Here is a 12,923-nt window from a genome sequence, read left to right on the forward strand (position 1 = left end):
ACCACCATCGTTTTCAGAAAAAATTAAAGAACCTGAGTCCATACGAATATCGAACTCAGGCTTCTTAACTATGCGTTTTAATTACTGTCTACTTGACAGGGGTCAGTACAACTGGCGGGCTTCTTTTTTACTTGAATAAAGATTTAACAAAATCAATGATACTTGAGAAGAAATCTTTCACTTTATCTAGAAAACTTTGTCCTTCTTCAGAACCTAAGAAGGCAGAAACGTGTTCTTTTGCTTTGTTTAATTGACTACCAACTTGATTCCAATCGATATTAAGATTTTTCATTTTATCAAATAACGATACTAAGTTATCTAACTGTTCATCTGTCAATGTAATGCCGAGTTGATCAGCAATTTTTTTAATTAATGAACGTAAATCTTCTGTTGTTTTTGGCTGTTCTTTTGCAATTTCTTCTTTAATTTTTGCAACAAGTTGAACTGCTTTTTCTTCACCAATTTTATCACCAAGCTGGGCTGTTTGTACCATTTCTTCATTCGCTACTTTTTTAACTTCTTCAGGAATTTGTTTATTGGACGCAGTTTCGTATGCTTTCATTAATCCAGTTAAAGCTGCAGTTCCTGAAACTTTAAAAGGTGCAGTAATTTGAATTTCTGCATCTTTTACACCTGCTGTAATCAAAGCGTTAGTGTACATTGCATCTGTTACCCAGTTAATGTTCTTTGATCGTACAATAAGACCAGATCCTGGTTTTGTGTATGTAATCATAGAAGAAGAAATTGCTCTCGTACCAATTTGTGCTTTTGGAACAATGCCTTCTAGAAATTTATGTTCTTCCGCATTAGATACAGTAATAATTGTAGCATCTTTCGGTGCTTTCATTTCTTTTAACAGATCTTGTTTTTGTTGTTCAGATAAGTTCTCTCCTAATGTAACAATTGATTCTCCCTCGATGATGTCTGCAAACGAAGCTGTTGGCATCATAAATACCGTTACAGCTAATAGCAGAGCTAGTAATTTCGTTTTCACGAAAAATCGCTCCCTTTCTCTTTCTAAAATTTTCGGGCAACAAAGTTATTATAGTATATATTTCTTATTTGTCACCTAGCTTTTTCCACATTTCAAAAAAGAAGTATCTAGATTGTCGGATTCTTTTTGTTTCTAGTCATGAATGTGGTAATATAGTGCTGAGATACTTGAAAGGAGACATATACGTATGAAAACTTTAGGATACATATTAATGGAAAACGGTGAAAAAATCGACTTGGAATTTTTCCCAGAAGAAGCACCGAAAACAGTAGAAAACTTTAAAAAATTAGCAGAGCAAGGATTTTATGATGGTGTTACATTCCACCGTGTTATTCCTGGCTTCGTAAGCCAAGGTGGAGACCCAACAGGTACAGGTGCAGGTGGCCCAGGATACTCTATTCCATGTGAAACTGATGGAAACCCTCATAGACACCTTGTAGGATCACTTTCTATGGCTCACGCTGGCCGTAACACAGGCGGTAGCCAATTCTTTATCGTTCATGAGCCACAGCCGCATTTAGATGGTGTTCATACTGTATTCGGTAAAGCAACAAGCGGTATTGAAACAGTATTAAAAATGCGTCAAGGCGATGTAATGAAAGAAGTTAAAGTTTGGGAAGAATAAGGTAAGGAAAAAGAGAGCTTTTGCTCTCTTTTTTATTTTTAATGAGATTGAGTACTACTTCTACAGCTCATCATACAAGTAGTATTGTTGCTAAAATATATTGCTTGTGAGAACAAACCTTTAACCAATTACATAGAATACATTACATTATATGTTTCAATAAATATTTTTTGTTATATTAATTTTGCTAGAATTGTGCTGCTTTAGAGTAACTATAAATGAAGTGCTGTTGAATGATATGTTTCTTTCCATTCCATATAAAATTTTCTTTTTTTAACTCTATTTATTAAAGGAATAGTGCTGAAACATAGATTTGACTTTCTTCTTTTCGCTTTGTATGATTATCAAGTTGTTTTAGACTCTTCTCACTCTGTTGAAAATATTGTAAAATGAATGTGATATGAAAAGAGTGATTGAGGGGATTACTAGTTTGTAACTTTTGTAAGAAGGGATAAGGGTTATGTTAATTCGTTTTAAAAAAAGTTATGAAAAAATTGCAATGGGGCTTCTTTCGTTTATGCCAACTGAAAAAGATGTGAAAACATTACAATTGACAATGAAAGAATATGAAGCAAAAGATGATTGGCAATTGTATTTGTGGAAAGAAAATGAAGATTTTGTTGGAATAATGGGGATTGTAAAAAAAGAGAATCAAGTATTAGAAATTCAGCATTTGAGTGTGAACCCGTCTCACCGTCATGTGGGGATTGGGACGAAGATGGTTCAAGAGTTAAAGAGTAAATTTCTTGAGTTTACAATTTGCGGAAATGAGCAAACAGCAAGTTTTTGCGAAAAATGTAAAGGGCTAGAACAAAATATACATTCGTGAAAGCAGAGATAAGTAGTTTATTATCTCTGCTTTCTTTTTTGTAATTGTTCGTTTCGTTCAGTAATGACCTCTGTGCGATCACGCAAAGTGTGCTTGTTTATAATATATTCACCTGGGATAGCATTCAAGTCTTTCCAAGGGAGGTTTTGTTTTTGACATAACTCTATGCACTGCTTCTCTAACGATGAATCTGATAAGGGTAAAAATAAAGGTACAAAACGTTCTTTTTTATGGATAGATTGCAATCTTTCATTGAGCAAGGAAAGAAGTTGTACTTGATTAATTCCTAAACGTTGTAAAGGCACACCGCTTTTTTCTAAAATTGTAATTGCGCTTTTCATCATTTTTGTAGAACCATTCCAATTAGCACGTCTTTGGTGGTATAAAGAAACTGCAATTTGAATGAGACCAACTAAGTAATGATCACGATTACCTCTTGGTTTTGTCTTCCAATACTCTTCTAGTATTTCGTGGCATTCAAAATAGTCATAATCTCCATGGAAATGAATTAAAAATTGTATGTATTCGGTAGGATACATGTTTTCTCGCTCCTATCTAACGGTTATACATATAAGTGTATCATAGAAATATGAACAATAAACGACTAGGAGGTTTCCCCCTAGCCGTTATTGTTCATATTAGCAGAAGCAAGCTGCTCCTACAATAATTAGTAAAATAAACAGTACAACAAGTAATGCGAACCCACCGCTAAAACCACAATCAACGTGACCCATAGTTTTTTGACCTCCTACATTGTTCTTACTACACTGTTATCATATGAAGTGGTGGGCATGATGACATAGGCATCGGTCTATTTTTAATTAAATTTCTTAAAAAGGTTGGATAGAACATGAGTATGCTCTATACTTATGTTGTTATAGAAAAAATGTGGTGGGATGCTTTATGCAATATAATTTTAAAGTAGAGGCTTTTGAAGGGCCGTTAGATCTATTGTTACATTTAATACATCGTTATGAAATTGATATATATAATATTCCTGTAGCAGATATTACAGAGCAATATTTATCTTATGTGCATACGATGAAAGAACTTCAATTAGATGTTGCAAGTGAGTATTTAGTAATGGCTGCAACGTTATTACAAATTAAAAGTAAGATGTTGTTGCCGAAACATGAAGAAGATGTACTTGATAACGGTGATGATTTTATAGATGATCCTCGTCAAGAATTGATGGAGAGGTTAATTGAATATAAGAAATATAAGCAAGTTGCTACTGAGTTAAAAGAAAGAGAACAAGAAAGAGCACAGCTATATACACGTCCACCAATTGACTTTACATCGTTGCAACAAGAAGAGGAGACAAGCTTACCTCTTGATGTTACGTTATATGATATGCTAGCAGCATTTCAAAAATTAATGCGCCGTAAAAAGGCAAAAAAACCTGTAACAACACGTATTACTCGTCAAGAAATACCAATTGAACAGCGAATGACTGATATTTTAAAACAGTTAAAAATAAAGGGTGGTCGCCAAAGTTTTTATGATTTGTTTGTTGATGATGAACGTGAAATAATGGTTGTAACATTTTTAGCAGTTCTGGAACTTATGAAAAATCAACAAATCATAATTGAGCAAGAACATAATTTTGATGAAATTTTCGTATCAAGCTCTAATAAATCTGCATAGAGCAAGTATGTGAAAATGGGATAGCAACATTTTATCTCATGCTATGTTTTAATGTATCGTTTGGAACAAGAGAAAAAATATTGAACCGAACGCATTAATTGTGATTCGGTTTTTTGATGTGTATTTTTATGAGAAAATAGAAGGAAGGAGCTCGTGAAATGGATAGGAAAGAACAAAAGTCAATTATTGAAGGCCTTTTATTTGTTTCTGGTGATGAAGGGATTTATCCAGAACAAATAGCGAAAGTTCTTGAAATTGAAATGAATGAAGCAATTAATATTTTAGAAGAAATGCAACAAGAATGTGAAGGTGCAAACCGTGGTTTGCAAATTGTACAGTATGCAAAAGTATATCGTTTTGCTACAAAGAAAGAACATGCTTCATATTATCAAAAATTAATAGATACACCAACAGCTGCTTCACTCTCACAAGCTGCCCTCGAAACGTTAGCGATTGTTGCATATCGCCAACCAATCACAAGGACTGAAATGGAAGAGATTAGAGGAGTTAAAACTGATAAGGCGTTACAAACGTTGGTTTCACATTTACTTATAAAAGAAATGGGAAGAGCAGAAGGACCAGGGCGTCCTATTTTATACGGAACAACAAAAGAATTTTTAGACACATTTGGATTGAAAACATTAGATGATTTACCACCGCTTTCTGAAGAGAATGAACAAATGAATGAAGCAGATTTATTCTTCGGTTCCTTACAAGAGATATCGAAATAAAAGCTTAGCATTTTGCTAAGCTTTTTTTGTATATCAATTATTTACAGTGCCATACTAAATGAAAAAAGGAGACGAGTTATGAGAGGTATGCGGATTATTTTATTATTAGTTTCTGTTTTATTATGTTTTTCTTTAAATAGCGCATCAGCTAAAAGGTATATGATGTCCATTCATACTACGTCTCCTTTACATATGCATCGGCAACATCTTAGTAAAATGAAAGTGAGCTTTTTAAAAGTGGGGCAAGGTGACGCAACACTTATTATAATGCCAAATGGACAAACAATGTTAATTGATGGAGGACCTTATGAAGCAGGAGAGGTTATTATTCAGAAATTAATTGAGAAAGGGATTAATCATTTAGATGTAATTGTCAGTACGCATCCCGATATGGATCATATAGGGGGGTTAATTCCAATTGTAGAGCAAATGCCGGTATCGCTTATATTAGATAGCGGAAAAACATATAGTTCTCTTACTTATCATACGTATCGGAATAATATAAAAAAAAGAGGGATACCTTTCGTTTCAGTAAAGGAAGGACAATATATACCGCTGGATCCACATGTTTCTATACAAGTATTAAACAACGGGAAATCAAAAGATGAAAATAATGAATCCTCAATTGTTTTAAAGGTGCGATATGGAAAAGCGGATTTTTTATTAATGGGTGACGCGGATGTACGGACAGAACATGAAATATTAAAACAATTTGATGTCCATGCAGATGTGTTAAAAGTGGGGCATCACGGCTCATATACTTCAACAAGTGAAACGTTTATAAAAAAAGTGGAACCGCAGTTTGCTATTTTGTCGTACGGGAGTAGTAATCCGTATGGACATCCTCACCAAAGTGTAGTGAAACGCTTAAAAAGGCACGGTATAATGGTATATAGAACGAATAAAAGTACAGTAGAAATGGAAACAGATGGTGAACATATTATGTTAGAGTCTAGCGGGTTAATGCCATTATTGAAGTGATTTCTATATTAGGGGGGCGATACTGTCCCTTTTTGGAAAAATGAATAATATATATTATAATTATAAGAGACGTAAGAAATTTCCTTTTCTGTTGAATAAAAAGGAAATTTTATTAGAATGTATAGACAACTACTCGTGTGTATATTAAGATGGAACTAGGCGAATAAGGTAATAATAACAAGTAGGTAATTCATGGGAAAGGATCGATGAAAATGAAAACGCAAATTGTCATCAATGCCAAAATTTACACAGGTCAAGAAATAGTGGAAAACGGATTTATTCGTTACGCAGAAACCATTAAAGAAATTGGTTTGATGGCTCAATATGTACCACAAGAAAATGAAACTGTTTTTGATGCTACAGGGAAAATTGTAATTCCAGGTATGATCGATGTTCATATTCATGGTGGATACGATATTGATGCGATGGATGCAAATAGCGATGGGTTAGTAACTCTAGGTAAAGAAATGTTAAAAGAAGGGGTTACAACTTACTTCCCAACAACAATGACACAAGCTCCAGAGGCAATTGAAGCAGCGTTAACTGCTGCAAAAGAAGCAAAAGAAAAAGGAGCGCATTTCGAATATATTCACTTAGAAGGACCTTATGTTTCAAAGAAACGTGCAGGTGCACAACCACTTGAACATATTGTTCCTGCAAATATTGAGCAATTTAAACAATGGCAAGAAGCAAGTGGGAATTTAATTAAATTAGTAACATATGCACCAGAAGAAGAGGGAGCATTAGAGTTTGAACAATATCTTGCTGAAACTGGTGTAGTTGGCACAATGGGGCATACAGATGCAATTGATGGGCAACTAAAAAATAGAAAAATTACACATGCAACACATTTATACAATCAAATGCGTGGATTACATCACCGTGAACCAGGAGTTGTTGGTCATGTGTTATTAAATCCAGATGTAATGGTTGAAGTAATTACAGATGGTATTCATATTCACCCTGATATGGTGAAATTAGCATATAAGTTAAAAGGACCAAAAAAAGTAAGTGTTATTACTGACGCAATGCGTGCAAAAGGTCTTGAAGATGGATTATATGAGCTTGGCGGACAGCCAGTACATGTAAAAGATGGTAGTGCTCGATTAGAAGATGGAACGTTAGCTGGTAGTATTCTAAAAATGGATCAAGCTTTCCGAAATGTAATTGAATTTACAGGTTGTTCAATCGAAGATGCAGTACTGATGACATCAGTTAACCAAGCAGAAGAGTTTGGATTAAATAATAAAGGTGCATTAGCGGTAGGAAAAGATGCAGACTTTGTTGTGATGAATGAAGATTTACATGTATATGATACGGTTCGTTTAGGAATTCATATGAAGGAAGGGAAGTAATTAAATGAATATTCTTGTTGTAAAAACTCCAGAAGAACTAGCAGAAGCAGGTTATAAATTAATTGAAGAAGTTGTAAAAACAAAAGAAAATCCAACATTAGGAATGGCTACAGGAAGCTCTCCATTAGGTATTTATGCAGAAATGCGAAAAAATAAACTTGATACAAGCCGTGTAACCACTGTAAACTTAGATGAGTACGTAAATTTACCACATGAAGATAAAAACAGCTATCACTATTTCATGCAAGAACAGTTGTTTGATCATCTTCCATTTAAACAAACTTATGTACCAAACGGGATGGCAAGTGATTTAGAGGAAGAGTGCAAACGTTACGAGAGCATTCTAGCTGCTAACCCAGTTGACCTACAGATTCTTGGAATCGGTGAAAACGGTCACATCGGATTTAATGAGCCAGGAACACCGTTTAATTCTCCAACAAACATTGTTGAATTAACAGAATCTACACGCCAAGCAAACCTTCGCTTCTTCGAAAAAGAAGAAGATGTGCCAACTCATGCGATTACAATGGGAATTGGAAGCATTATGAAAGCGAAACAAGTTCTACTTGTTGCTATGGGTTCTAAAAAGGCAGAAGCTGTTAAAGAATTATTGCAAGGTGAATATAGTGAAGAGTGTCCGGCTACAGTTTTACAACGTCATCCGAATGTAACCGTAATCGCTGATCAAGAAGCTCTATCTTTATGCAGTGAGGCGATTGCTGATGAACATCGACAAGTATTCACCATTTCCGATCTATTATCAGATTCAAGAGTGGGTGAAACAGCTAATTGAGGACGGCGAATGGAAGCCGGGAGATAAAATCCCATCTGAGAATGAACTTTGTGATAAGTTCGAAGTGAGTCGAATGACAATCAGACAGGCGATTAATAATTTAGTGGAACAAGGCTATTTATATCGGAAGCGTGGAATTGGAACATTTGTCCAACTTCCGAAAGTGGAACAAAAATTGCAAGGAATGACGGGATTCACAGAAGACATGATTTCTCGTGGGATGAACCCAAGTAGTCAATTACTTAGTTTCCGCCTAGTTCCAGCTACTGCTAAAATAGCAGACCGGTTGAGAATACAGGAGGGGGAATCGGTTTATGAAGTGAGGCGTATTCGCTTAGCTGATGATGAACCGATTGCTTTTGAGACGACATATTTGTCGCCAGCTCTTGTAAAAGATATTAACGAAGAGATATTGCAACAATCTTTATATGAACATTTAGAGAAAAAACTGGGCTTTAAACTTGTTAGCGCTACTCAGTCAATTGAAGCTTCCGTTGCGACGGAAAATGAAGCTGAACATCTGCATATTCCTAAAAAGGCGCCTGTACTTGTAATGCGTCAATGGTCATATTCAGAAGGTGAGGTACCGCTAGAGTACGTGAAATGTATTTATCGTGGAGATCGTTATAAATTTATTACGAATATCGCACGTAACAAATAGTATATTTCAGTTTGTGAAGTACAGTGGAATTGAAAATGGTTAACATGTAAAGAAATAAAAATACGACTCATCCTTATAAGGAATGAGTCGTATTTTTATTATGAGCAATTACGTGGTTAACAGCATCTTTGACGTGATTTACTACATAGTGAGCGTGATTTTTTACTGCATCATCTGCTTGTGACATAGCAAAACTGTGAGGAGTTAAAGAAAACATAGGAATGTCATTATAAGAATCCCCTATACAAGCAATTTCCTCAGGTTTTATTTGAAACTCATTTAATAAAACAGAAATGGCAGAGCCTTTACTAACATTCGGTGGCATTACATCTAAACATTGTTCTGCTGAGATGAAAGTACTAACTTTCCCGTGGAATTTTTCATCAATTTTTTTCTGAAGGAGTTGTAAGCTCTCCTTTGTTCCGCCGACAGAAATTTTATTTGGGAAAATTGTATCATCAATCTTCTGTAGTAAGTTTGGTTCTTCAACAGAAGTCATAGTTACTTGTTGTTCAAGTTCTTGAATAAAAGGTGTTTTCTCTTCAATGTAATAATTATGCTCATCACTTACATAACGGAAATAAGGCTCTTCATTCGTCATAGCTAACAAATCGGGAAGTATGCTGGAATCAAAAGTTGCAGATAATAGTTGTTTATTTTCATGTGTATATACAAAAACACCATTTACACTAATACGATGAAAATTTGTATTTACAGCTTTCATTAAGTCTGCAATTTCATTATCAAGTCTTCCGGAAGCGAAGCAAAGAATAACATTTTGTTCGGCAAGGCTGCGCAGTGCCGCAACATCTTGTTCATCAATAAGACCTCCGTGTTGCATCATTGTACCATCGATATCACTTACAAACATTTTAATCATGCTGTTATCTCCTTTCTATGTACAGTTGCTCTTACATTATACGCATCATATATAAACATGTCTAAAAAATGAATTTTTATTAAATGGCAGATGTTTTACATTGACGACAAAGAAGAATATTCTGTAACATAAAAGTAGGCTATTTAAGTACGAGGGTGGTGTTATATGAGTAATTATCTAGAAATTAAAAAAGTTTTAAATAATAATGTCATCATTGCTAGCCATCCGGAACACGAGGAAGTAGTAGTGATTGGTAAAGGAATTGGATTTGGGAAAAAAGCGAAAGATGTATTGGAGCAAGAACAAATCGAAAAAATGTTTGTCTTAAAAAATGAACGTGATCGTGAACAATACAAATTATTAGTGCCGCATATTAGTGAAAAATTAATTGAATTGATGAACGATATTATGCTGTACATTCAAGGAAAAGCGAAATCTCCACTAAATGAACATATTCATATTGCGTTAACAGATCATATTTCATTTGCGATTAAAAGGTTAAAACAAGGACTTACAATTGATAACCCTTTTTTAGTTGAAACAAAAATGCTCTATCCAGAGGAATATGAAATTGCGGAAGGTGTTGTAGAACTTTTAAATTCTCGTTTGCAAATTACATTGCCTGAAGGAGAAATTGGTTTTATTGCACTGCACATTTACAGTTCGCTTACAAATTCTGATTTATCTTCAGTTAATCAAAACTCCCGTCTCATTGCACAACTTGTATCTTTAATTGAGACAAACTTACAAATTACATTAGATCAAGAGAGCATTCATTATTTACGTCTTATTCGTCATCTTCAATATGCTATTGAGAGGGTGAAAAAAGGAGAAAAAGTAGAGGAATCGCAAAGTTTTGCTGATTTATTAAAGGCGGAGTATCCAGTTTGCTATAACTTGGCTTGGAAGCTAGTTAAGGTCATGCAAAAAGAGTTGCAACTACCTGTATATGAAGCTGAAAGTATTTATTTAACGATGCACTTGCAACGCTTAGTAAAGGCAGAGCATGTGTAAAAAGTCATATATTTTTGTCTAAAATGAAAACGTTAAAAAAAATGATTGAATCGCTTACAATAGTTATGTATAATAACTATTGCAAAGTTATACAAATTTCGACAAACACATTAAGGTGAGTAACGAAAACGTTTGCCTTAATTATAGTGAACTTATACGTAAACCTATTTTTGACACGTGTTACTGATTCGATCAGGCATGAGTGGAGAAAAGTAAGGAATGTAAGCTAGAGAAAGGGATATACTACCCTTTGTATAGCTATCGTTCTATCTTTTTTTCCTCATGTCTTTTTGGCGTTTGTCGGAAGGTATCAATATAGATAAGAGAGGAAGGGTTTCCATGTTTAAGAATATCTTTGGTGTTCTTCAAAAAGTCGGAAAAGCGTTAATGCTTCCAGTAGCGATTTTACCGGCGGCAGGTATTTTACTTGGATTTGGTAATGCATTTCAAAATCCACAGTTAACAAATGTTATTCCTGCTTTAAAAGCAGATTGGTTCGTAATGGTTGCAAAAATTATGGAACAATCTGGTGATATTATTTTCGCTAACCTTGCATTATTATTCGCAGTTGGGGTAGCAATTGGTTTAGCTGGTGGAGACGGAGTAGCTGGTTTAGCAGCATTCGTCGGCTACTTAATTATGAACAAAACGATGAGTGTGTTCTTAGAAGTAGATAAGCTAGTGGAAGTAACAAGTTCTGGAGCAGACCCAGTAAAAATTGGATTTGCAGATCCAGCGTATGCGAACGTATTAGGTATTCCAACGCTACAAACAGGGGTATTTGGTGGTATTATCGTCGGTATAGTAGCGGCATATTGCTATAATAAATACTTCAACATTGAATTACCATCATACTTAGGTTTCTTTGCAGGTAAGCGTTTCGTACCGATCGCAACTGCAACATTCTCTTTAATAGTAGGTATTATCATGTGCTTCGTTTGGCCATACATTCAAGGTGGCTTAAACACGTTCTCACATCAAATGATTGATGCAAATAGAACAATCGCAGCATTTATATTCGGTTTAATTGAACGTTCATTAATTCCATTTGGATTACATCACATTTTCTATTCACCGTTCTGGTTCGAATTCGGTCAGTATACAAATGCAGCTGGCGAATTAATCCGTGGTGACCAAAAAATCTTTATGGCACAGTTAAAAGACGGTGTAGAATTAACAGCAGGTACATTTACAACTGGTAAGTATCCGTTCATGATGTTCGGTCTTCCAGCAGCAGCTTTAGCAATGTACCATGAAGCACGTCCAGAAAATAAAAAATTAGCAGCAGGTATTTTAGGTTCTGCAGCATTAACATCTTTCTTAACAGGTATTACAGAGCCACTTGAATTTTCATTCTTATTCGTAGCGCCAGTATTATTCGGAATTCACGCTGTATTTGCTGGTCTATCATTTATGACAATGCAAATTTTAGGTGTTAAAATTGGTATGACATTCTCTGGTGGTTTAATTGACTTCCTATTATTCGGTGTACTACCAGGCCGTACAGCATGGTGGTGGGTAATTATTGTTGGTCTTGTACTAGCAGTTATTTACTACTTCGGATTCCGCTTTGCAATTCGTAAATGGAATCTAAAAACACCTGGTCGTGAAGTGGCAAATGCAAATGACGGCGCAGGAAAAGCAGAAGCAGGCGAACTTCCTCGTGAAGTATTAGTAGCACTTGGTGGTAAAGAAAACATTGCTTCTTTAGATGCTTGTATTACTCGTTTACGTGTTCAAGTTAACGAACAAAAGAATGTAAACAAAGACCGCTTAAAAGAACTTGGAGCAGCTGGTGTACTTGAAGTTGGAAATAACATTCAAGCTATTTTCGGACCGAAATCTGACACATTAAAATCACAAATTCATGATATTATGTCAGGTCGTACACCTCATGTTGAAAAAGAAGAACCTGTAAAAGTGGAAGAAACTCCTCAAAAAGTTGATGAAAATGAAACAATTGTATCACCAATCGAAGGGAAAATCTTACCAATTACAGAAGTGCCTGACCAAGTATTCTCAGGAAAAATGATGGGAGACGGATTTGCAATTGAGCCAACTGAAGGAACAGTAGTTTCTCCAGTGAACGGTGAGATTGTCAATGTATTCCCTACAAAACATGCGATTGGTATTCAATCTGAAGGCGGAAAAGAAATTTTAATCCACTTCGGTATTGATACTGTAAAATTAAATGGTGAAGGTTTTGAAGCGCTTGTAGCACAAGGCGACAAGGTGAAACAAGGCCAACCATTATTAAAAGTAGATCTTGCATTTGTAAAAGAAAATGCACCATCTATCATTACACCAATTGTCTTTACAAACTTACAACAAGGGCAACAAGTCGAATTGAAAAAAGATGGAAATGTTAAGAAGGGCGAAACCGCTATTATTGACATTCAGTAGGAATTTGACG

14 protein-coding genes are annotated in these 12,923 nt (G+C 35.1%); 10 read left to right on the forward strand and 4 right to left on the reverse strand.

The window, feature by feature from the left end; genetic code table 11:
- Positions 1-127: 127 nt before the first annotated feature.
- Positions 128-994, reverse strand: a complete 867-nt coding sequence (locus tag MR168_RS21490; protein ID WP_000850515.1) for a DUF1002 domain-containing protein — start codon at positions 992-994, stop codon at positions 128-130.
- A gap of 187 nt (positions 995-1,181) precedes the next feature.
- Here MR168_RS21490 and MR168_RS21495 point away from each other — a divergent pair, with 187 nt between their 5' ends.
- Both MR168_RS21495 and ribT read left to right on the forward strand, forming a co-directional pair.
- The gene (locus MR168_RS21495) at positions 1,182-1,619 is read left to right on the forward strand and encodes a peptidylprolyl isomerase (protein ID WP_000853782.1); all 438 of its coding nucleotides are present in this window, start codon (positions 1,182-1,184) and stop codon (positions 1,617-1,619) included.
- A 460-nt stretch (positions 1,620-2,079) separates the two neighbouring features.
- Positions 2,080-2,448, forward strand: coding sequence for a GNAT family N-acetyltransferase RibT (gene ribT, locus MR168_RS21500; RefSeq protein ID WP_000908401.1), 369 nt, complete (start codon positions 2,080-2,082; stop codon positions 2,446-2,448).
- A gap of 20 nt (positions 2,449-2,468) precedes the next feature.
- On the opposite strand, the gene MR168_RS21505 is transcribed toward ribT, so the two are convergent.
- On the reverse strand, positions 2,469-2,987 hold the full coding sequence (locus MR168_RS21505; RefSeq protein ID WP_000283596.1) for a DUF309 domain-containing protein: 519 nt from the start codon (positions 2,985-2,987) through the stop codon (positions 2,469-2,471).
- 99 nt (positions 2,988-3,086) lie between these two features.
- Positions 3,087-3,182, reverse strand: a complete 96-nt coding sequence (locus tag MR168_RS21510; protein ID WP_000510194.1) for a YjcZ family sporulation protein — start codon at positions 3,180-3,182, stop codon at positions 3,087-3,089.
- A 169-nt stretch (positions 3,183-3,351) separates the two neighbouring features.
- Here MR168_RS21510 and scpA point away from each other — a divergent pair, with 169 nt between their 5' ends.
- The 6 genes from scpA (at position 3,352) to phnF (ending at position 8,616) form a co-directional block, all read left to right on the forward strand.
- The gene (scpA, locus tag MR168_RS21515) at positions 3,352-4,095 is read left to right on the forward strand and encodes a segregation/condensation protein A (protein ID WP_001199753.1); all 744 of its coding nucleotides are present in this window, start codon (positions 3,352-3,354) and stop codon (positions 4,093-4,095) included.
- 158 nt (positions 4,096-4,253) lie between these two features.
- Positions 4,254-4,826, forward strand: coding sequence for a segregation/condensation protein ScpB (gene scpB, locus MR168_RS21520; protein WP_000375168.1), 573 nt, complete (start codon positions 4,254-4,256; stop codon positions 4,824-4,826).
- 78 nt (positions 4,827-4,904) lie between these two features.
- Positions 4,905-5,807: a ComEC/Rec2 family competence protein gene (locus tag MR168_RS21525; protein WP_001214830.1), complete on the forward strand. Its 903-nt coding sequence runs from the start codon at positions 4,905-4,907 to the stop codon at positions 5,805-5,807.
- Positions 5,808-6,019: 212 nt separating this feature from the next.
- Entirely contained in the window at positions 6,020-7,162 is a 1,143-nt protein-coding gene (nagA, locus tag MR168_RS21530) for an N-acetylglucosamine-6-phosphate deacetylase (RefSeq protein WP_006928115.1), read from the forward strand.
- A 4-nt stretch (positions 7,163-7,166) separates the two neighbouring features.
- Positions 7,167-7,955: a glucosamine-6-phosphate deaminase gene (gene nagB, locus MR168_RS21535; protein ID WP_001024210.1), complete on the forward strand. Its 789-nt coding sequence runs from the start codon at positions 7,167-7,169 to the stop codon at positions 7,953-7,955.
- Positions 7,885-8,616, forward strand: coding sequence for a phosphonate metabolism transcriptional regulator PhnF (phnF, locus tag MR168_RS21540; protein WP_021727649.1), 732 nt, complete (start codon positions 7,885-7,887; stop codon positions 8,614-8,616). Before nagB ends, phnF begins: the two co-directional genes overlap by 71 nt.
- A 73-nt stretch (positions 8,617-8,689) precedes the next feature.
- Here the strand turns inward: phnF and MR168_RS21545 are convergent, their stop codons facing one another.
- Positions 8,690-9,496, reverse strand: coding sequence for a Cof-type HAD-IIB family hydrolase (locus tag MR168_RS21545; RefSeq protein WP_000594248.1), 807 nt, complete (start codon positions 9,494-9,496; stop codon positions 8,690-8,692).
- 165 nt (positions 9,497-9,661) lie between these two features.
- On the opposite strand from MR168_RS21545, the gene glcT reads away from it, so the two are divergent.
- On the forward strand, positions 9,662-10,510 hold the full coding sequence (glcT, locus tag MR168_RS21550) for a glucose PTS transporter transcription antiterminator GlcT (RefSeq protein WP_000073858.1): 849 nt from the start codon (positions 9,662-9,664) through the stop codon (positions 10,508-10,510).
- 339 nt (positions 10,511-10,849) lie between these two features.
- Entirely contained in the window at positions 10,850-12,913 is a 2,064-nt protein-coding gene (gene ptsG / locus MR168_RS21555; protein ID WP_086412246.1) for a PTS glucose transporter subunit IIABC, read from the forward strand.
- The last annotated feature ends 10 nt before the right edge of the window (positions 12,914-12,923 follow it).

The sequence above is a fragment of the Bacillus cereus group sp. BfR-BA-01356 genome (genome assembly GCF_022663635.1).
In the GTDB taxonomy this organism is placed as follows: Bacteria; Bacillota; Bacilli; order Bacillales; family Bacillaceae_G; genus Bacillus_A; species Bacillus_A cereus.

Excerpts from the sequence above, each read along its gene's own strand:
- MR168_RS21525 (WP_001214830.1), top strand. The coding sequence starts at position 4,905 with ATGAGAGGTATGCGGATTATTTTATTATTAGTTTCTGTTTTATTATGT.
- phnF (WP_021727649.1), top strand. The coding sequence starts at position 7,885 with ATGAACATCGACAAGTATTCACCATTTCCGATCTATTATCAGATTCAA.
- MR168_RS21495 (WP_000853782.1), top strand. The coding sequence starts at position 1,182 with ATGAAAACTTTAGGATACATATTAATGGAAAACGGTGAAAAAATCGAC.
- scpA (WP_001199753.1), top strand. The coding sequence starts at position 3,352 with ATGCAATATAATTTTAAAGTAGAGGCTTTTGAAGGGCCGTTAGATCTA.
- MR168_RS21510 (WP_000510194.1), bottom strand. The coding sequence starts at position 3,182 with ATGGGTCACGTTGATTGTGGTTTTAGCGGTGGGTTCGCATTACTTGTT.
- nagB (WP_001024210.1), top strand. The coding sequence starts at position 7,167 with ATGAATATTCTTGTTGTAAAAACTCCAGAAGAACTAGCAGAAGCAGGT.
- glcT (WP_000073858.1), top strand. The coding sequence starts at position 9,662 with ATGAGTAATTATCTAGAAATTAAAAAAGTTTTAAATAATAATGTCATC.
- scpB (WP_000375168.1), top strand. The coding sequence starts at position 4,254 with ATGGATAGGAAAGAACAAAAGTCAATTATTGAAGGCCTTTTATTTGTT.
- MR168_RS21545 (WP_000594248.1), bottom strand. The coding sequence starts at position 9,496 with ATGATTAAAATGTTTGTAAGTGATATCGATGGTACAATGATGCAACAC.
- ribT (WP_000908401.1), top strand. The coding sequence starts at position 2,080 with ATGTTAATTCGTTTTAAAAAAAGTTATGAAAAAATTGCAATGGGGCTT.
- nagA (WP_006928115.1), top strand. The coding sequence starts at position 6,020 with ATGAAAACGCAAATTGTCATCAATGCCAAAATTTACACAGGTCAAGAA.
- ptsG (WP_086412246.1), top strand. The coding sequence starts at position 10,850 with ATGTTTAAGAATATCTTTGGTGTTCTTCAAAAAGTCGGAAAAGCGTTA.
- MR168_RS21505 (WP_000283596.1), bottom strand. The coding sequence starts at position 2,987 with ATGTATCCTACCGAATACATACAATTTTTAATTCATTTCCATGGAGAT.